Below are 18,051 nucleotides of genomic sequence, written 5' to 3' on the forward strand. Positions count from 1 at the left end.
TAATTTAGAATTGAACTAGACGTGCTGAAGATGAGACAGCATCTGCCAATTCACCGAGTCCTACCAGCTGAAAACCTTCAGCCAGATTATGGGACTCAATGTGATGGCGTTGAGCATTTTCAGCATCAGTGATTCCACGTGCTAGGGCAGCACTTACGCAAACAGGAAGTTTGATATTTAATTTTTGCCACTCTTGTGTGAGACTTCTTTGATCATCTGGCGACCACTGTAAGTTGTTTGCAACTTGAACGCCGTCTTGATAAAAGAAAACTCGAAAAATTTCGCCTTTCGCTTGCAATGATTGTGCGAGTCCTAATGCATGCCAAGCATGGATTGAGCTAGGTGCCGAGGTAATTAGTAATAACGTACTCATTTAAAACTTCGCATAGGGTGATCAAACTGAAAATAGCTTGTTCAGGCTTTTAAACAAAAAGGTAGTATACAATGATTTTAGTGACAGGTGGATTAGGCTTTATAGGTTCACACGTTGTTTTAAGCTTATTGGCACATGGTCAAGAAGTCGTCATTGTAGATAATCTTGCCAATGCGAATTTACAAACACTTGAACGTCTTGAATACATTTCTGGAATGTATGTACCTTTTGTAAAGCTAGATGTTAGAAATACGCCTGCTCTGAATAAAGTTTTTGAGCAGTACTCAATCCGTGCTGTTATACATACTGCAGGATTTAAGTCTTTAGAGGAGTCTCGCTTAAAACCGCTTGAATATTATAATGATAATGTCAGTTGCATTATGAGTCTGATGCGTGCAATGCAACGAACTGGTGTACGAACATTATTGCATCTTTCAAGTATGGCGGTTTATGGCACTTCGAGTTTGAATTTAAATGAAGAACATCCTCTCAATTTTGCCAATCCAAACCCTTATATTAAATCCCAGCAAATGATTGAAGAGATCATCCGTGATACCTCTAAAACGGACGAAGAATGGAGTATTGCGATCCTGAGACTAGCAAATGTAGCTGGTGCTTTTGAACATGGAGTTTTGGGTGAAGTGGTTGCCCCTTTACCTAAAAATATTTTGCCTTTGGTGTTACAAGTCGCAGCCATGCAGCGCGATTCCATTCAATTACAAAAGAATGCCAAGACAAAAGACCAAACGGTTGAACGAAGTTTTGTGCATGTCATTGATGTGTGCGAGGCAGTCATTGCAACTTTAAAGTGGTTATTTAATCAAAGATCAACGTGCGAAGCATTTGATATCGCAGGTCAGCCAAGTTCAATTCAAAACTTGATCAATACAGTTGAAAAAGTGACTGAAACAAAAATTAGAACTGAGGAAACTGATTATGTTTTCCAAGAATTAGATCAAATTGGTTCGAATAGTTTAAAAGCATTTGAATTATTGAAATGGAAAGCACATCGATCACTAGAACAAATGATTGAAGATCAATGGCGATACTATCAAAGCATCTTTAATAATTGAAATGATAATCATTTACATTTATGGTTTTTTTGATTAGCATCAAATCAACGGTGGATGAATCCGAATCAAACATGATTCTTCCAAGGAATAGCGAAATATTTGAGGCTGATATGCAAACACGTATAGAACACGACACGATGGGTGATGTAGAAGTACCAAATGATGCGATGTGGGGGGCTCAAACCCAGCGCAGTTTGCAAAATTTCAAAATTGGTGGTGAGCGACTTCCTCGTGCGATGATCCGTGGTATGGGGCTGGTCAAAAAAGCTGCTGCACTTACTAATGCTGAGTTAAATCAGATTCCTGCTGAATTGGCGAATTATATTGTGGGTGCTGCAGAAGAAGTAATCACGGGGCAATGGGACAGTCAATTTCCATTAGTGGTATGGCAAACAGGTTCTGGTACTCAAAGTAATATGAATTGTAATGAAGTCATTGCAAATATTGCGAATCAAAAACTGGGTAATCCGCTTGGAGCACAGAAACCCGTTCACCCAAATGATCATGTTAATCGAGCTCAATCTACAAATGATTCATTTCCAACAGCGATTCATGTCGCTGCTAGTTTACAGATTAATGAGTTACTGATTCCAGCAGTTCAAGCTTTACGTGAAACTTTACATCAGAAGTCTAAAGAATTTTCAAATATCGTTAAGATTGGGCGTACACATTTACAAGATGCAACGCCGTTAACTTTAGGTCAGGAATTCAGTGGTTATGTATCCCAACTCGATCATGGATTAAAGCGTCTAGAGCAAGCTTTAGAAGGGTTATATGAATTGCCATTAGGAGGTACAGCTGTCGGGACAGGTCTAAATGCTCATCCTGATTATGCTATAAATGCAGCAAAAAAATTGGCTGAGCTTACGGGTTTACCTTTTGTGACTGCACCAAATAAGTTTGAAGCACTAGCAGGACGTGATGCTGCAGTATTTGCTTCTGGCGCACTGAAAACACTTGCTGCGAGTTTAAATAAGATTGCCAATGATATTCGTTGGTTAGCGAGTGGTCCTCGTTGTGGTTTTGGGGAGATTCGTATTCCTGAAAATGAACCAGGTTCGAGTATTATGCCAGGTAAGGTGAATCCTACTCAAAGTGAAGCTATGACGATGGTTGTTGCGCAGGTTTTGGGTAATGACACGACGATTAATATCGCTGGTGCTTCAGGTAATTTTGAACTAAATGTTTTTATGCCGGTTATTGCTTATAATTTACTGCAATCAATTCAGCTGCTAGGTGATGCATGTAATAGCTTTAATGAGCATTGTGCTGTGGGGATTGAGCCGAACCAAGATAAGATTGATTATTTCTTGCATAACTCGTTGATGTTAGTTACTGCATTGAATCCTGTGATTGGTTATGAAAACGCGGCAAAAGTTGCTAAGACAGCATATAAGGAAGGTAAAACACTTAAACAAGTTGCTGTAGAGCTGAATTTAGTCACAGCTGAGCAGTTTGATGAAGTCGTTGTACCTGAGAATATGGTTTCACCTAATGTGAAGTGATTTTGATTTGGTGAATTTTATGATTTGAATGTTGATAACATATATTGACAAGCAACTGTCTTTAATATATTGACCAATTATTCATTTCAGAATACTATTTATATAACGACCTTTCATACGTCACTTAAGGCTTTTACAAAGGAGACAATCATGAATAATTATAAAGCTCGTCTAATCCTTGAAGAAGGCTATGGATTAGGTTGAGACTCATTTAAATTTGTGTAATAAAAAAGCATCCATTAGGGTGCTTTATTTTTGAGTAAAATAAAATTGAATTTCTTTTATACTTATCTTTTGATTATTCCATATGTCACTGTAATTGCTTATTTTTATATTTATCGTAGAGATAATTTCTTTATTAAGATTAGAAGTAGTAATCAACTCCTTCTCATCTTAATTTTATTAGGTATCACGTTTGTAGAAATATTAATTTGGAAAAGTTTTTTTGAAGATTATAAATTTCTAAATTTTGATATAGAGAATACAGATGGGCAGTTTAAAACAACAGCATTAGTTACGGTTTTAGCAGCTATAGCTGCCGTTTTTGGTTGGATTTTTACTTCAAGGGTGCAAATTATAAACACTATAAGAAGTCATTCAGTACAAGTATTGATGAATAGTAGGAATTCTACTGCGTATATTGCTAAGGTTGATATTGCAACCAAAATAAGAAGGAATTTGGGGAAGGATCAAAACGTAGAGTCGAAAGATAAAGTGCAATTGACTAGAGAAAAATTTAATTCATTGGAAGATGAGGAAAAATCGGCTGTAACATATTTATTAAATTTTTTGGAATTTGTAGCAATTGGAATCAGACATAACAACTTAGATGAAGAATTAATAAAAAGTAGTTTCAAATCAATACTTAAAGCTAATTACAACCTCTTCCAACCTGTAATTGAATATTTAAGAGAGATTGATAGTCCTAAAATTTACAATCAACTCGAAATTTTGCATAAAAGGTGGGAAGAGAACAAAGAACCAGAATGTATCAATTGTAAGCAAGGTATTGATGATGAAGTTCAGAATAGAAAGAAACATAAATTTAATAATCTTCGGAACATTACATTAACAATTTTAACGGGCTCAGGGTGGCTAATAATGATAGCTATCATGAGATTAATAGAGAAATTAACGAAATATTCAACGGAGGAAGATTTATTATGCGATAACTGTAAAACATTAAAAAAATAAGTAAAAACTTCATCACATAGTCATGTAATGATTATGAGATTGATTAACTCGTCACAATTGTTAAAATACACATTGCTTTTAATTGCTGTTGTATCAAAGTTCTTATCTTAGACTTAAGACAGCCAATCTACGGAAATTTTCAATGCTCGATATATATTTAACAGATGTTCAAAAAAATGTTCAATTTCAAGATTATCCAGGTGAACATCCTGTTAAATTTATTCTTAACTTTAAAAAAATCTTCCCAAGTATCATGGAATTACTACTTCCTGTTCTGCCTAAAGATGAAAATCTAGAAGACATGACGTGGGAATCAACAACAAAAGATTTTGAAACGTTCAAACTCCTACTGACAGGTTGGGGTGTTATTGAACTGCGTCTAAATGCCATTACACAATTCAAAAATCGTGAATTTGCAGATCAGCTAGTAAAAACTGCTCAACAAAAAAGAGCAAAGTTTTCTAAAGACCACCCTAAGCTCAGTACGGTAGATTTAGACTATTTGTTCATGCATGAAGTTCATACGGCGATTGATGCTGAATTAGTAGAGTTAGGTGAAAAATTCTATTTGCCAACCTTACGCTCCCTATGGAAAAACCAAGTATCGGCTCAGGTTCTTGAGGCTAAATTTTAAGCTTATATATGCCAAGACAAGCCCTCTATTATGGAGGGCTTTTTACTGTTGGGTAAAAAAAATACGAATAAAATCAGATCTTCTAATTAGGGTTCAAAATGGATAGATGTTGGTCTGATAAATGCTTAATGTAACACTACAACATATTTGATTTGTTGAATATTTAATCTCATATTAAGTATTTCTAATGAATTAAAAGTCAGAGTATCGTATTTCCCCGAGGAAATACCAAAGGATTTCAGAAAATGTCGAATCAATTTTTAGATTTAATTAAAAAACGCCGTACGATTTATGCTTTAGGAAAAGCAGTTGAACAATCTCCTGAGTACTTAACAGATCTTATTCAGAATGCGATTAAACAAAGCCCATCATCTTTTAACTCTCAATCTTCACGTGCGGTAATTTTATTTAACGCTGAACATGAAAAGTTTTGGGGCTTTGTGAAAGAGAAGCTAAAGTCATATGCGAAGGACGAGGCGAGTGCAGCAAAAACTTCTGCAAAAATGGATAGCTTTGCTGCAGGCGTAGGCACTGTATTATTTTTCGAAGAAATAGATACGATCACTGACTTACAAGAGAAATATCCTTCGTATGCGGAAAACTTCCCAATTTGGGCGGAACATTCAACAGCAATGGCACAGTTTGCGGTTTGGACAGCTTTGCATACAGAAGGTTTAGGTGCAAACCTTCAACATTATAATCCGATTGTAGATGATCAAGTCCAAACTGAATGGGCTATACCAGCTTCGTGGAAACTACGCGCACAATTGGTATTTGGATCTAAGGAAGGTGAAGCTTTCGATAAAGGCTATATTGACGACGCCACACGTTTTAAAGTGTTTAAATAAAATATGGGAAAGCACTCATAGGAGTGCTTTTTTTAAACCCATAAATAGCCTAAGCATTTTTTGTATTTTGAACGTTTTTCCCATGTAATACATAATATAAGACAATGCAAAATAACGTCCCAATAGCACTATATAAATAGAGTTGTTGGTAACTGATCAAGTCTAAAGCTAAACCTAAGAAATAAGGACCGAATCCTAAACCTGCATCTAAAAAGATAAAGTAAGTTGAGGTTGCAAATCCCATCCGTTCCAAACTAGTACTTTTTACTGCTATTGTTTGGCAAATTGATTGGATATTACCGTATCCTAAACCTAATAATCCTGCGCAAATCAACAAAAGACCCGAACTGTTAGCTTGGCTCAACAAGAAGAATGCAAGTGCCATAATGAGAAAGGCCGGATACATAATTATATTTTCGCCTTTCTTATCCATCAGTGGTCCCGTAATAGGACGAGAGAGCAGAATCGTCAACGCATAAATGAGAAAGAAAAATGATGCTGCTTCAACCAGATCAATTTCTTTGGCATAAAAATTAATAAACGATAGAACACCAGAGTAAAAGAGGGAGCTTACCAACATGATCAGAGCAATGGGTAAGGCGCTCTTTTCAATATATTGAGATAGAAAACTATTTTGAGTATGGGCCTGATCAGGTATAGACGAAACCTGATGCAATTGAGGAACTTGAATAAATAATGCTGTAATTAAACATAAAACTGCAAGGATTGAAGATAGGGCAAAAATAATGTTGTAACTGACATGAAGCATTAGCCAGATTGCCAAAAATGGTCCAATTGCAGTTCCTAAAGTACTACTCATACTGTAGTAACCTATACCTTCACCACGACGAGTTGCGGGAATAATTTGAGCGATAATAGTGCCAAATACGGTGGAGGCAACCCCCATCATAAAGCCATGCAAGAATCGAACGATTAATAAAGTTCCAACCTCTAAATGGAGAAAATAAAAGCCTGAAAATATGAGAAATCCAGTGAGTCCGACCAGCATGGTGACTTTAGAACCGAATTTAACGAGGAATTTAGCCACCAATAAACGACCAATCAGTGTACCCACAATAAAAAGTCCTGATACTAAACCAGCCTGCGCCGTCGTCGCTCCAAGTTCTGCTATCGAAAATCCCACAATGACAATGACGAGAAGATAAAAAGTCAGTACCAATTGAAAGTTAATTAAACTGACCAAAATAAAGTTACGTGTCCAAAGAGGCTGATTAACTTGATTTGAGGAAGTACTCATAACTCCTCCACGATATTTAAGCTTTTATAACGCTCTAAAATAGACAAAAACAGTTGAAGTGTCTCAGCACTTTGAGCAATGTCTTCAGGATTTACTTGATTCAAAAACTGTTGTTCAAATTGATCAATCTGAATTGTGCAAATTTGATAAAGATCTCTACCTTTTTCGGTTAATTGAATTAATTTTTGGCGTTTATCAGATGATTCTAAAAACTGAATAACATCTAATTTATGTAAAGTATTAATGCGTTTTGCAATTGATGGTTTAGAAACATTGAGTTCATGAGCCAAATCAATTGAAGTGATGGAGTCATGATCATAGATATGATAAATCAACTGCAACATTGAATAGTTCAGTTGGTATTGAGCCAAGATATCATTTAAACGGTCACTAAAGAGTCGCGCACTTCGCAGCAATACGACACGGAATTTGGGAGAGTTTTGCATATAGTTAACCAAGCTAACTAGTTTGTTGGCTTGAATTTACGCTCAATAATTAGACGAATCAAGCGTAATGCACTTATTGATAATCAGGGTACTGAAAATATTAGTTTTTTTGTTTTCTAAAAGTACTTGGTCGAATAGGACGGGTCCCGCGCCAGAGACCACGTTTATTGCGTTTTGCACTATCTTGTAGCGAGATCATATATTTTAATTGCTTTGGATCACGTATGTATTCTTCGTAAACCCACGCACCACCACGCCTCACTAATTCTTCATTCATATTCTTGCGATAGCGGTAGACCACACCCACGCAACGTCCATAACGATCAATATCCGTGATTTTTACACGAACAATTTTACCTTGAACCATTTTCTTAACTAAGCGTTGGGATTCAAGCCCGTAACTTTGATTAGATTCAGGCGCATCTACAAAAGCAAAGCGTAATTTAGTTTTAGAACGTCTCAAATTCAAACGATGGCAGGAGAGGGTGTCACCATCACTCACCGCTGTAACACGGCACCAATAAGTTTTTCCTTTTTTAAAAGGTTTAAATACTTGAAGAAGATAAATCCATATTTGTCTGAAGATAATAAGAAGTAACAAGCATAAAATTGCACCAAGCCCAATGAGCCATGATGCAGGGAGTTGATCAAACATAGAAAATACAAGAGAAAACAAGCATTAATATGATAAATCAACTCGAAGTGAGTGTTTGATTCAATATTGAACAGATGGTGTTCACACAGATTTTCAACTAAATAGCCTAAGCAAAAATTTTATTAATTTCTGAAATTAAATATTCAAACTTTTGATGTAATGCTAATTGTGAATTCCAATAAATTCCCATTTTCATTAAAGGAAATTCAACAGGAAGTTCAGAAATTTTTAAATCTTGAGGTAATTTCAAATTTTTTAAAATACTAAAAGGTAAGGTTAGCAATGTGTCAGGATACTCCTTCAAAATTTGTAGTGCTGTTGAATAGTGTTGACAGCGTAAAAAAATATCACGTTGAATATTCAACTTTTTAAAATGTAAATCTTCAATAAGCACACCAGAATGCCTTGATGAAACACCAATATGTTGGGCATGTTTGTATTGTTCTAAATTTTCGATGGTTGTCAAACCACATATGACAAAGCGATCATTCACTAAAGGGTTAAAATAAATTTTCTCATCAACTTTCTGTTGAAGATCGACCACTAAATCAAGTTGCTGTGACAATAAATCTTTTGCCCAATTAGTTCGATCTAATTTGATACTTTGAAACCGTGTCGCTAGTCCTAAATCACGAAAATGACGGATTAACTGCGGAAAAATTAAAGGCTCAATTTCATCATGAATTGCTATACGAATAGATTGAATCGTCAGTGGATCAAAAGATATATGATGAGTAGAGATATGCTGAATTGCGATTAATGTTTCTTTTATTCGTGGATAAATTTGATGTGAAAAGGGTGTCGCAACCATCTTTATACCACTTCGGATAAAAAGATCATCTTTCAATTGTAATCTTAATCGCTGTAAAGCGTGACTGGCTGCAGATTGTGTAATACACATCAAATTTGCGGCTTTACTGATACTTTGATGTTCGTATATCGCAATAAATAATGGATATAGATTGATATCAATGTGTGAAAAAGCGCTCAGATCCACAGATTCCTGATGAATTCTATTCATAAAGTAATATTTAAATAAATCATTTCATTCATAGTAGGTTTCAAGCTATGTTGATGTAAAGCGTGATGAGAATATAGTTCGAGGGATTAATGTTTCAATTAACGGAAAAAGCTAAACACTTTTATGATTTAGCACAACGCTTTATTCAAGACGAAATAGAGCCTATAGAACAAGAATTTTGGCATAAAGCTCATCAATTAAATTCAAGTGATGATTGGACATCATGGATGTGGCCAGCAGAACTTGAAGTACTCAAACAAAAAGCTAAATCGCAAAATTTGTGGAATCTTTTTTTACCAGACCCAGAATTTGGTCAAGGTTTAACAGTTCAAGAATATGCACACATTGCTGAGTTAACTGGCCGTAGTTTATTGGCTCCTACGGTTTTCAATTGTAATGCGCCAGATAGCGGTAATATGGAGTTAATTTGGCGCTATGGCTCAGCACAACAAAAAGAGCAATGGTTAAAACCTCTCTTAGACGGAAAAATTCGATCCGTATTTTGCATGACTGAACCAGAAGTTGCTTCTTCAGATGCGACGAACATGCAAGCCACTGCTGTAATTGAGGGAGACGAAATTGTTTTAAATGGACGCAAATGGTGGTCTTCGGGTTTAGGCGATCCTAATGCAAAAATCATTATATTTATGGCACATACACCAGACGCAAATAAAGGTCGACATCAACAACATTCAATGGTTTTAGTTCCAGTTGAAACTGAGGGCGTAAAAATTGAAAGAATGTTACCTGTATTTGGTGATTATGATGCGCCACACGGTCATGGAGAAGTAACCTTTAATAATGTTCGTGTTCCAGTCACTCATTTTATTGGTGGAGCAGGTCAAGGGTTTGAGATTGCACAGGGGCGACTTGGTCCAGGACGTATTCATCATTGCATGCGTTGTATCGGTGCTGCTGAGAAATCATTGGAATTAATGATTGATCGTGGAATGCAAAGAAAAGCATTCGGTAAGGAAATTTTGAAACTTGGTGGTAATTTGGAAAGAGTCGCGGAAGCGCGTGTTGCCATCGATCAAGCACGTCTTTTGACCTTATATGCGGCATATAAAATGGATAAACTGGGCAATATGGCTGCACTCACTGAAATCTCTGCAATTAAAGTCGTTGCACCTAGTGTTTTGGAAAAAGTTGTCGATATGGCAATGCAAATTCACGGCGGTGCAGGTCTATCTAGAGATACGCCATTGACAGGTTTTTTTGCACAAGCGCGTGCATTACGTTTGGCAGATGGGCCAGATGAGGTGCATAAAGGCATGATTGCAAAATTGGAACTTGCGAAACGTGGTTTTTCAACTCGTCATTCTCAATAAGATGAGCACTCGATTTAAGGAAGAAATATGTCAGTTATAGATACAGCAGGGCAAGTCAGACGTGGTGAAGAGCTCGATATCGTTTCAGTCACAAACTGGTTAAATCAAAATGGTGTGGAAGTGATTGAGCCTGTAGAAGTTACACAATATTCTGGTGGAGCTTCAAACTGGACATACCGGCTAAAATATAGCAATGCAGATCTGATATTAAGAAGACCACCCGCAGGAACCAAAGCCAAATCTGCTCATGATATGGTTCGAGAACATAATGTTCAGAAAGCTTTAAAAGATCTATATCCAGTCGTGCCCAAAATGCTGGCATTATGTCAGGATGAATCTGTACTCGGATGCGATTTTTATGTGATGCAGCGAATCGAGGGAATTATACCAAGGGCAAAGCTTCCACCAGAACTAAAACTCACTAAATTTGATGTGCATCAGCTTTGTATAAATGTTTTAGACAAATTGATTGAATTGCACCAAGTTCCTTATCAAGGAACAGCACTTGAGCAAATTGGAAAAGGTGAGGGTTACTGCCGTCGTCAGGTCGAAGGTTGGGACAGTCGCTACGACAAAGCCCATACCATCAATGTGCCGACCTTTAAGTTTGTACGAAATTGGCTTAAAGACAATATTCCTGAGGATTCAACCAACTGTATTATTCACAACGATTGGCGTTTTGATAATGTCATTTTGAATCCTCAACAGCCTACTGAGGTCATCGGGGTGTTGGATTGGGAAATGGCGACAATTGGTGATCCACTTATGGATTTAGGATCAGCCTTAGCATATTGGGTTGAAGAAAACGACAATATGATCTTTAAATCGACACGTCGACAACCTACACATCTTAAAGGCATGTTTACACGTAAAGAAGTTGTGGATTATTACCTAGAAAAAACAGGACTAAAGCCATCTAACTGGACGTTCTATGAAGTTTTTGGGATCTTTAGATTAGCGGTCATAGCACAACAAATTTATTATCGTTATTACCATAAACAAACGGATAATCCTGCATTTAAGGATTTTTGGATTGTGATTCATGCATTACATATTCGTGCTTTAAAACTCATAGGTATACAAAAGCTTGAAGCGAATGAAATTGCAAAAACTTATCTCGCAAAATTACAGGATATTCTGCCAAGATGACGACAATATATTTGGTCAGACATGGTCAAGCTTCATTTGGTGCTGAAAGTTATGATCAGCTTTCTCAGAAAGGTGAAGTTCAAGCACGTGTGTTGGGGCAATATTTTCAAAAGTTAATACAAGAGCAGCCCTATGTATTAGCTGGCTCGATGAAACGTCATCAGCAGACGGCGGATATCTCTTTGAATGAGTGTTTTCCTGACAGTCATATTGATATCGATCCACATTGGAACGAGTTCAATCATCAACAAGTGTTTGCAAAATATGAACCACGTTTTGCAGATCCTGCATTACTTAAAAAAGATGTTGGTCAAGCGGTAGATCCTCGTGCATATTTAGGAAAAATTTTTGAAGGTGCAATTCAACGTTGGACCAAGGGTGATCATCATCATGATTATGATGAAAGCTGGCCTCAATTTCAGCAAAGAGTACTTCAAGGCTTGAACAAACTATGTATACAACTTGAAACAGAAAAACCTCGCTATGCCGTAGTTTATACGTCTGGTGGTGTTATATCTGTTGTTGCAGGGCATTTACTTGGTTTAAGTGCAGACAAAACTTTTGCATTGAACTGGGCAATCACCAATACCAGTTTTACCACCTTAAGATTGGTTGGTACAGAACCACAATTACTCAGTTTAAATGAACATCATTATTTAAAAGAACAAGATCGTGATTTGCTCACTTGGATTTGATCAAGGCTATATGCCATAGAGAGAAAATGGAATGAACAAAACTATATTAATTACAGGTGCAAGCTCAGGTATCGGTGCTGGGATGGCACAAGAGTTTGCAAAAAAAGGATATAACCTAGCGATCTGTGCACGTCGTTTAGAAAGGTTGTATGCTTTAAAAGATGAAATAGAACAACGCTATCAGGTAAAAGTAAGTGCGAAGGCATTGGATGTCACGGATGATGAGCAAGTCTTCCGTGTATTTAAAGAGTTTAAAGATGAGCTAGGCACTATCGATCGAGTGATAGTCAATGCTGGTGTGGGCGAAGGACGTCGTATCGGTAAAGGTAATTTTGCGATTAATAAAGCAACAGTTGAAACTAATTTTATTTCTGCGATGGCACAATGTGAAGCAGCGGTCGAAATTTTTAGATCTCAAAATTCAGGACATTTAGTTGTAATTTCGTCGATGAGTGCTTTGCGTGGTATGCCAAAACATCTTACAGCTTATGCTGCCAGTAAAGCGGGAATTGCGCATTTAGCCGAAGGGATTCGAGCTGAACTTCTTGGAACACCAATTAAAGTTTCAACGATTTATCCTGGTTACATTCGAACTGAAATTAATGAAGGTGCTGGAAAATTACCTTTTGAGGTCGATCAAGCCACAGGATCACGACTATTAGCTGAAGCAATCGAAAAGCAACCAGTCAAAGCATATGTTCCAAAGTGGCCATGGTTGCCATTGGGTTTTGCAATGAAGGTTTTACCGCTTCAGCTCGTCAATAAGCTGAGTTAAAATAACGTCTTATAAATCCCACATTTAGTGGGATTTATTTTTAAAGAAATATTTCAAAGCATCTTGTATGACGATTTGCCAAACGGCATATGAATGTCCGCCTATATATTCTTGATAGTGAACATTGTGTCCCTGATCGATTAAATCCTGAGCGACAATCGGAGAGGTTTCTAGAATGCTTAAGCTATTATTTTGTCTCGAATTTTCATAGCTATTGGCTGAAATATACCAATTGAGTTTCTTTGTATTGTCTAATGTTGAAGCTCTGATCAGTTTACTCATACCATTGATTGTATCGTTTGGATCAGATTTCCACCAAAATGAACCAGAAAGTGGCACGACGTGACTAATATCATTGGATGTTTTTAACGCCAAATAAGCAGAACTCAGACCACCTAAACTTGAACCCAATAAGACTGTTTTGTTGTGATCATGTTGATAGGGCAAATGTTGACTCATCCAAGGCAATAATTCTTCTTGAAAAAACTGTGTGTATTCTGGATTGGGGCTAAGTTCTTTAGCACGTAATTGATCATTTGGGTGTCCAACAAAAACAGCCTGTATAGGTGGGAGTTGCTGTTGTTGAACCAACTGATCTAATATCTGGGGAACTTTAACTAAATGCGCATATTGCTCACCATCAAAAAAAATCAGAGTGATATATGATTTTCCGACTTGAGGTGGAGTTGCATAAATCTGAATAAGACGATCATTTCCCAAAACTTTACTTTTCAACACGGATGAAACTAATTGTTTTTCACTATTTTCAGCCATTTGAGTTGGATCAATAAAATTGGGCGCTCGACTGAGTTTTGCGATATTTTCATTTCTCAGCGTGGTATTCGTTTTTAAGGCAATGTTTTTAGAATCAAACCACTTATGAGGATTGAAAGGGTCGAGTTGTTGTACCTTTAAAATAGATCGACGCTGATCTCGTGATTCTTTTAAATTTGGGTTTAAATGTGGGCAGTAATTTGATAAATATCCATCGATATTCGGCGAATCCACAGCAAAACTATAACTTCCGATAAATCTTGAATCAACAATACTTTCTTTAAACCAAATATCAGTACCTTTAAGCCGAGTTAACCATTCATGATCATTACTCGGACCACCGATTAATCGCACATTGTGTTTTGCACCACGATATAAATAAATGACACGTTGGTGTGTTTCATTAAAATCTTCAATTATTGGGGTTTGATTTTTACGAATTTCCGACCAAAATTGATCGAGGAGATGATTTTTTTGATCAGGATACATCTGAATCTGTTTTTGAATTTGTTGAAGCACCTTACTTTTAGCATCCATATCCTCACATACAGGGGCATAGGATTGAGTGCTGACTTGTAATAAATGATTTACAGAAAGATCAGCACTTACTGTGGAACTCACTAACATCAATATAGAAAAAAATTTGATAGGATGATTCATGGATTTTAGCTTTGAATTAATTGTGTAAATGATAATTATTTTCAATAATAAATAGCAATGAAAATATCAAAAAATCGTTTAAAATAGGAAATATCAAAACCTAAATTCAAATACATGTTTCTTAAATTAGCGACAATCGCACTCATTCCAGCTTTACTTGTACAAGGTTACCAAGTCAAGAAAAATACACCTCGTTTAGCAGAAGCTTTGGGGGAAAGAAATGGTTTGGTTGGGAATGGCCCTCAAATATCAATTTTAATTTTAGGTGATTCAGCTGCTGCTGGTGTGGGTGTGCAATTTCAAGAAGATGCGCTAAGCGGAACATTGTTACAAGAACTAAGAGATCATTTTCAAATTCGCTGGTCATTAATTGCAAAAACTGGAAATCGTACTTCAGATGTAATTCGAACTATACAGGCTATTAATGACGATCAGTTTGATATTGTAGTAACTTCGATAGGGGTCAATGATGTAACACAGCTCATCTCACCGAAAAAATGGATCTGCCTACAAGAACAATTATATTCACTGATCGCTGAGAAATTTTCACCCAAGCTCATTATCGCGACTGGAGTTCCACCGATGAATGAGTTTCCTTCATTACCAAATCCTTTAGCTTGGTTGTTTGGAAAATATGCCTATCAAATGAATGTTAAATTGGAAAATTGGATTGAACCACAACCAAAATTTGAATTGGTTAAATATGATTTGGATGAGTATAAACAACTCAATTTGAAGATGGCTGAGGATGGATTTCATCCAAGTAAAGAAATCTATCAGCTTTGGGCAAAAAAAATTAGTTCGATTATTCAAAATCACTTTAGATCGAAAAGTTAGACCGAAATTTGATATGACTGATATCGAAACACATCCACTTGAGCCATTTGTACCTCAACAAGCTAAATTGCTCATGCTTGGCAGTTTTCCTCCGCCGAAAGCAAGATGGAAAATGGATTTTTATTATCCGAATTTTCAAAATGATATGTGGAAAATATATGGGTTGATCTTTTTTCAAGACTCTCATTATTTTCTAGACCGTGAAAATAAACAATTCAAAGAGCAAATGCTGAAAGATTTTCTAAATGAGTTGGGCATTGCAATATTTGATACAGCCTATCAAATACGGCGTTTGAAAGACAATGCCTCAGATCAATTTCTAGAAATCGTTACACCGACAGATATGTTTCTATTGCTTAAAAAAATTCCACATTGTCGAGATATTATGACCACAGGTGATAAAGCAACTGAGACCTTATTAAAGTCAATGAATGCATCTGTACACACTAAAGTTAAAATGGGTACAGTCGTGGATCTGCAATTTGATAACAAAGATATCCGAATTCATCGTATGCCATCTTCTTCAAGAGCTTATCCTTTAGCTCTCGAAAAGAAAGCCGAATACTATCGTGAACTTTTCCAGTCAATTGGATTAATTTAACAACCTGTTAAAGTCAATCGAGATGCTTATTACACATCATAATCTACATAATCCCACAAGTTTAAACGTGATTTAATTTCTTTACGAATATGTGGAAGCATATTGAGTAGAGTACCATCAATCCATAAAGATAATGCTTGAGCAGATAATTCTTGTCCTTTTTCATCAACTAAGCGGGCACCCTTCACAATCACGAGTGTTTGCTCTGAGACAGAGGTTTCAATGCCTTTGAACAAAACTTGTAACTCATGACCATTGTCTAAAATTAACCAAGCCAATTCAATTTGAACATTATGGTTAGACTTTAAGGTGATAGAACCTTCAATTAGGTCTTCATCAGTAAGGCAATCATAATCAACACTAATTTTAGCTAAATACCATTCATGCTGAGATAAATCTTCAAGTGATAAAAAAGGGGTGAGTATGTCGTTCAGATTATACTGTCGACTAAGATCAAAAAATTGCATGGGAGTAGAGTAGAACCAAGGGTTCAAAAAATAAAACGTGAATAATAATGCAATTTATCCTGGTTGTACAAACCAGTCACAACAAAGAATTTACATCATCCATTCGATTGGGAGATAGGACAAAGACTTGAACATAAATCTCTGAAAACGAGTCGTTTCAGGGTCATGATCATGTATTAACTTTTCTTCACCTCGTTGTTCTTCCCATCTTAAGTTTTGATGTGCATCCAAATGTAGTTGATAGGCAACTTTGGGAAGATTTTCATCTAAAGATTGAGATATCTCTGTTTTAAAATCGGCTGACTCAATGATCAGTCCAAGTTCAGTATTCAAATACGCTGAACGTGGATCAAAATTGAATGTTCCAATAAAAACTTTATCATCTACAGTAAAAAATTTGGCATGAAGACGCGACGCATTTTTTCCTTTCGCAGGAATAACATTACCCGTCATAATTTCATACCAAGTGCGATCAGACCGTTCAATATAAGGTTTAAACTCGTAAAGTTTTACATCTGACCTTAAGAGTGGGGTTCGATATTTTTGATAAAATGCATGAACAATCGGGACATCATTTGCCAAATATGAGTTTGTTAAAACTCGAACTTTGACATTCTGCTCACTCAATTGTTTGAGGAAAGACTCACCATGATCAGTAGGAACAAAATAGGCAGACACCAAGTTTATTTCTTGAGCAGGTTTCCCCATAATGGATTTGAACTGATTAAACAGCAGTTCATGGGATTGAGCTTTCGCTCTGATTTTATTTGGGCTGTCTGCAACAAAATGAGCTTTAGACCAACGAATAGGATGTTTTTTTAAATTTTCTTCTAAAAAATGTTCTGCTTGATCAATACGTTTTTTAGTTTCAGCACCTTGAAAATTTTGCTTGGTTGAATAATACGATCTTAAATGCGCCAATTCTTTTTGAGACTCAGGAATTATTTGCTGAATATCATAACTCAGCTCATCATTCCAAAATTGGTGAAACACCGTGTTGGCATCTGAAACTGATTGCCCTGCAAATAAAATATCCATATCCGCGAATTGAAAATTGTCACTGGCATCAAAATATTCATTACTGATATTACGCCCCCCAGTAACAGCAATCGCTCCGTCAGCAATAATCAGTTTGTTATGCATTCTATGGTTGATTTTATTAAAGCGAAACACATAATCCAAAACTCTAAAGATGCGAAATTTGTAGGGATTGAATAGCTTAATTTCGATATTGGGGTGTTCAGACAATGCACTTAAGGTCGAGTCTAATTGAGTGCCATTTTGATCATCAATTAACAGTCGAACCTTCACATTACGATCAGCTGCTTTAAGTAGGTCAGACAATAAATGCTGACCAATCACATCATTTTCCCAGATATAGTACTGTAAATCGATCGTATGTTGTGCTTCACGTATTAAATGAACACGTGAAGCCATACTCATAAAAGGATCATGAAGCGGTAAGAATGCAGTTAAATCTTGTTCAATATTGCGTTTTGTTTCTGGTGTATTGCTGAGCCAATGTGTGGTATGAGGTTGGATTGGGGCTTGTTTTATACTTGTATTCATCGCCAAATTACATCCAGTTAAAATAAAGAATGTGAGTAAACACAATATATATCGCAACATAAGCATCAAAGCTGTCGTTCCTAAATCTTATTATTCAGTTGTATGGCTATAATATCATCAATCAAATAGTTGAATGTTTTTATCAAAAGCGGTTACTGTAACTTATCTGTTAAATCTTAATTTACA

The 18,051-nt window shown here is 36.3% G+C and carries 19 protein-coding genes; 11 read left to right on the plus strand and 8 right to left on the minus strand.

Translation table 11 applies throughout. The features are described from left to right. Positions 1–4: 4 nt before the first annotated feature. Positions 5–373 carry a sulfurtransferase complex subunit TusD gene (gene tusD, locus AC1M83_RS03425; protein ID WP_035267807.1) on the minus strand — a complete coding sequence of 123 codons (369 nt, stop codon included), beginning with the start codon at positions 371–373 and terminating at the stop codon, positions 5–7. 71 nt (positions 374–444) lie between these two features. Here tusD and AC1M83_RS03430 point away from each other — a divergent pair, with 71 nt between their 5' ends. The 5 genes from AC1M83_RS03430 to AC1M83_RS03450 all read left to right on the plus strand — a co-directional run bounded on the left by AC1M83_RS03430 (position 445) and on the right by AC1M83_RS03450 (position 5,627). After that, positions 445–1,446, plus strand: coding sequence for an NAD-dependent epimerase/dehydratase family protein (locus AC1M83_RS03430; RefSeq protein WP_481590022.1), 1,002 nt, complete (start codon positions 445–447; stop codon positions 1,444–1,446). A 110-nt stretch (positions 1,447–1,556) separates the two neighbouring features. Next, positions 1,557–2,951 (plus strand): class II fumarate hydratase, encoded by a 1,395-nt coding sequence (gene fumC, locus AC1M83_RS03435; protein WP_481590023.1) that lies wholly within the window; start codon positions 1,557–1,559, stop codon positions 2,949–2,951. A gap of 255 nt (positions 2,952–3,206) precedes the next feature. Next, complete coding sequence (locus AC1M83_RS03440; protein ID WP_481590024.1) at positions 3,207–4,145, plus strand: DUF4760 domain-containing protein; 939 nt, start codon at positions 3,207–3,209, stop codon at positions 4,143–4,145. 142 nt (positions 4,146–4,287) lie between these two features. Continuing rightward, positions 4,288–4,779 (plus strand): hypothetical protein, encoded by a 492-nt coding sequence (locus tag AC1M83_RS03445; RefSeq protein WP_481590025.1) that lies wholly within the window; start codon positions 4,288–4,290, stop codon positions 4,777–4,779. A gap of 245 nt (positions 4,780–5,024) precedes the next feature. Further along, positions 5,025–5,627, plus strand: coding sequence for a nitroreductase family protein (locus tag AC1M83_RS03450; RefSeq protein ID WP_481590026.1), 603 nt, complete (start codon positions 5,025–5,027; stop codon positions 5,625–5,627). Between the two features lie 49 nt (positions 5,628–5,676). On the opposite strand, the gene AC1M83_RS03455 is transcribed toward AC1M83_RS03450, so the two are convergent. The 4 genes from AC1M83_RS03455 to AC1M83_RS03470 all read right to left on the minus strand — a co-directional run bounded on the left by AC1M83_RS03455 (position 5,677) and on the right by AC1M83_RS03470 (position 9,007). After that, entirely contained in the window at positions 5,677–6,885 is a 1,209-nt protein-coding gene (locus tag AC1M83_RS03455; protein ID WP_481590027.1) for an MFS transporter, read from the minus strand. Continuing rightward, positions 6,882–7,331 carry a MarR family winged helix-turn-helix transcriptional regulator gene (locus AC1M83_RS03460; protein WP_481590028.1) on the minus strand — a complete coding sequence of 150 codons (450 nt, stop codon included), beginning with the start codon at positions 7,329–7,331 and terminating at the stop codon, positions 6,882–6,884. The genes AC1M83_RS03455 and AC1M83_RS03460 overlap by 4 nt, the downstream gene beginning before the upstream one ends. Before the next feature lie 100 nt (positions 7,332–7,431). Next, positions 7,432–7,986, minus strand: coding sequence for a thermonuclease family protein (locus tag AC1M83_RS03465; protein WP_035267796.1), 555 nt, complete (start codon positions 7,984–7,986; stop codon positions 7,432–7,434). A 106-nt stretch (positions 7,987–8,092) separates the two neighbouring features. Next, entirely contained in the window at positions 8,093–9,007 is a 915-nt protein-coding gene (locus tag AC1M83_RS03470; RefSeq protein WP_481590029.1) for a LysR family transcriptional regulator, read from the minus strand. An 89-nt stretch (positions 9,008–9,096) separates the two neighbouring features. Here AC1M83_RS03470 and AC1M83_RS03475 point away from each other — a divergent pair, with 89 nt between their 5' ends. Genes AC1M83_RS03475 through AC1M83_RS03490 form a run of 4 tightly spaced genes read left to right on the plus strand, consistent with a single transcriptional unit; the run spans position 9,097 to position 12,957 of the window. Further along, entirely contained in the window at positions 9,097–10,338 is a 1,242-nt protein-coding gene (locus AC1M83_RS03475; protein WP_481590030.1) for an acyl-CoA dehydrogenase family protein, read from the plus strand. Between the two features lie 27 nt (positions 10,339–10,365). Further along, positions 10,366–11,487, plus strand: coding sequence for a phosphotransferase family protein (locus AC1M83_RS03480; RefSeq protein WP_481590031.1), 1,122 nt, complete (start codon positions 10,366–10,368; stop codon positions 11,485–11,487). After that, positions 11,484–12,182 (plus strand): histidine phosphatase family protein, encoded by a 699-nt coding sequence (locus AC1M83_RS03485; RefSeq protein ID WP_035267788.1) that lies wholly within the window; start codon positions 11,484–11,486, stop codon positions 12,180–12,182. The genes AC1M83_RS03480 and AC1M83_RS03485 overlap by 4 nt, the downstream gene beginning before the upstream one ends. A 31-nt stretch (positions 12,183–12,213) precedes the next feature. Continuing rightward, on the plus strand, positions 12,214–12,957 hold the full coding sequence (locus tag AC1M83_RS03490; protein ID WP_180027839.1) for an SDR family oxidoreductase: 744 nt from the start codon (positions 12,214–12,216) through the stop codon (positions 12,955–12,957). 24 nt (positions 12,958–12,981) lie between these two features. Here the strand turns inward: AC1M83_RS03490 and AC1M83_RS03495 are convergent, their stop codons facing one another. Continuing rightward, the gene (locus AC1M83_RS03495; RefSeq protein WP_481590032.1) at positions 12,982–14,352 is read right to left on the minus strand and encodes an alpha/beta hydrolase-fold protein; all 1,371 of its coding nucleotides are present in this window, start codon (positions 14,350–14,352) and stop codon (positions 12,982–12,984) included. Between the two features lie 153 nt (positions 14,353–14,505). Between AC1M83_RS03495 and AC1M83_RS03500 the strand changes: the two genes are divergently transcribed. Both AC1M83_RS03500 and AC1M83_RS03505 read left to right on the plus strand, forming a co-directional pair. Next, complete coding sequence (locus tag AC1M83_RS03500) at positions 14,506–15,228, plus strand: SGNH/GDSL hydrolase family protein (protein ID WP_481590033.1); 723 nt, start codon at positions 14,506–14,508, stop codon at positions 15,226–15,228. 13 nt (positions 15,229–15,241) lie between these two features. After that, on the plus strand, positions 15,242–15,829 hold the full coding sequence (locus tag AC1M83_RS03505) for a uracil-DNA glycosylase family protein (protein ID WP_481590034.1): 588 nt from the start codon (positions 15,242–15,244) through the stop codon (positions 15,827–15,829). Between the two features lie 29 nt (positions 15,830–15,858). Here the strand turns inward: AC1M83_RS03505 and AC1M83_RS03510 are convergent, their stop codons facing one another. Both AC1M83_RS03510 and AC1M83_RS03515 read right to left on the minus strand, forming a co-directional pair. Then, entirely contained in the window at positions 15,859–16,296 is a 438-nt protein-coding gene (locus tag AC1M83_RS03510) for a hypothetical protein (RefSeq protein WP_180027843.1), read from the minus strand. A gap of 90 nt (positions 16,297–16,386) precedes the next feature. Beyond that, positions 16,387–17,931, minus strand: a complete 1,545-nt coding sequence (locus AC1M83_RS03515) for a phospholipase D family protein (protein ID WP_481590035.1) — start codon at positions 17,929–17,931, stop codon at positions 16,387–16,389. Between the last annotated feature and the right edge of the window lie 120 nt (positions 17,932–18,051).

This window comes from Acinetobacter sp. 25-47-130 (genome assembly GCF_056779705.1).

What these genes read in the sequence shown, in the direction of transcription:
- tusD (WP_035267807.1), bottom strand. Translation starts at nt 373, where the DNA reads ATGAGTACGTTATTACTAATTACCTCGGCACCTAGCTCAATCCATGCT.
- AC1M83_RS03430 (WP_481590022.1), top strand. Translation starts at nt 445, where the DNA reads ATGATTTTAGTGACAGGTGGATTAGGCTTTATAGGTTCACACGTTGTT.
- fumC (WP_481590023.1), top strand. Translation starts at nt 1,557, where the DNA reads ATGCAAACACGTATAGAACACGACACGATGGGTGATGTAGAAGTACCA.
- AC1M83_RS03445 (WP_481590025.1), top strand. Translation starts at nt 4,288, where the DNA reads ATGCTCGATATATATTTAACAGATGTTCAAAAAAATGTTCAATTTCAA.
- AC1M83_RS03450 (WP_481590026.1), top strand. Translation starts at nt 5,025, where the DNA reads ATGTCGAATCAATTTTTAGATTTAATTAAAAAACGCCGTACGATTTAT.
- AC1M83_RS03455 (WP_481590027.1), bottom strand. Translation starts at nt 6,885, where the DNA reads ATGAGTACTTCCTCAAATCAAGTTAATCAGCCTCTTTGGACACGTAAC.
- AC1M83_RS03460 (WP_481590028.1), bottom strand. Translation starts at nt 7,331, where the DNA reads ATGCAAAACTCTCCCAAATTCCGTGTCGTATTGCTGCGAAGTGCGCGA.
- AC1M83_RS03465 (WP_035267796.1), bottom strand. Translation starts at nt 7,986, where the DNA reads ATGTTTGATCAACTCCCTGCATCATGGCTCATTGGGCTTGGTGCAATT.
- AC1M83_RS03470 (WP_481590029.1), bottom strand. Translation starts at nt 9,007, where the DNA reads ATGAATAGAATTCATCAGGAATCTGTGGATCTGAGCGCTTTTTCACAC.
- AC1M83_RS03475 (WP_481590030.1), top strand. Translation starts at nt 9,097, where the DNA reads ATGTTTCAATTAACGGAAAAAGCTAAACACTTTTATGATTTAGCACAA.
- AC1M83_RS03480 (WP_481590031.1), top strand. Translation starts at nt 10,366, where the DNA reads ATGTCAGTTATAGATACAGCAGGGCAAGTCAGACGTGGTGAAGAGCTC.
- AC1M83_RS03485 (WP_035267788.1), top strand. Translation starts at nt 11,484, where the DNA reads ATGACGACAATATATTTGGTCAGACATGGTCAAGCTTCATTTGGTGCT.
- AC1M83_RS03490 (WP_180027839.1), top strand. Translation starts at nt 12,214, where the DNA reads ATGAACAAAACTATATTAATTACAGGTGCAAGCTCAGGTATCGGTGCT.
- AC1M83_RS03500 (WP_481590033.1), top strand. Translation starts at nt 14,506, where the DNA reads ATGTTTCTTAAATTAGCGACAATCGCACTCATTCCAGCTTTACTTGTA.
- AC1M83_RS03505 (WP_481590034.1), top strand. Translation starts at nt 15,242, where the DNA reads ATGACTGATATCGAAACACATCCACTTGAGCCATTTGTACCTCAACAA.
- AC1M83_RS03510 (WP_180027843.1), bottom strand. Translation starts at nt 16,296, where the DNA reads ATGCAATTTTTTGATCTTAGTCGACAGTATAATCTGAACGACATACTC.
- AC1M83_RS03515 (WP_481590035.1), bottom strand. Translation starts at nt 17,931, where the DNA reads ATGCTTATGTTGCGATATATATTGTGTTTACTCACATTCTTTATTTTA.